At 48.3% G+C, this 435-nt stretch carries 1 protein-coding gene; it reads left to right on the top strand.

Annotated features, from left to right (window positions below):
• On the top strand, nucleotides 1-357 hold a 357-nt coding region (locus FDX19_RS05230), incomplete at its 5' end, for a DUF2931 family protein (protein WP_137381879.1).
• Nucleotides 358-435 lie beyond the last annotated feature (78 nt).

Here is a 435-nt window from a genome sequence, read left to right as displayed (position 1 = left end):
TGGGACTCGGTTATCGATAAAAAAGCGTATGAGACAGAGATCTGGTTCGGACGGGAGACGTGGCAGCAGATGACTACGGCATTTCCTGATCCCTACCATCCGGGGAAACCGTACTACCGGAACCGAATGGCTGTTGGTCTGGCTCCCGGCGGTACTGTACGGGTCTGGCTTGAGGATAACGGGAACTCATCCGTACTCCAGCATCCTGCCCGGCAGTTCACCCTGACGGGGGATGATATGCTGATATGCAAAAACGTTCCCAATCGGATTGATTTCAGTTACATCGAGGCTAATGGTTACGATGCCTTTATCCGTGATTTTATCAAAGGGAAAACCTATCCATATGGCAACTGGTAGGACATAACGATCAGCAAAATCGAAAGGATCTTCTTGAGATCCTTTTGAGCATCAATCTGATTGTTTTGACAGGTTAAA

It is taken from the genome of Citrobacter sp. wls619, assembly GCF_005281345.1.
In the GTDB taxonomy this organism is placed as follows: Bacteria; Pseudomonadota; Gammaproteobacteria; order Enterobacterales; family Enterobacteriaceae; genus Citrobacter.
The sequence above is the reverse complement of the archived record's forward strand: the minus strand, read 5'-3'. Positions and strand labels throughout refer to the sequence as shown.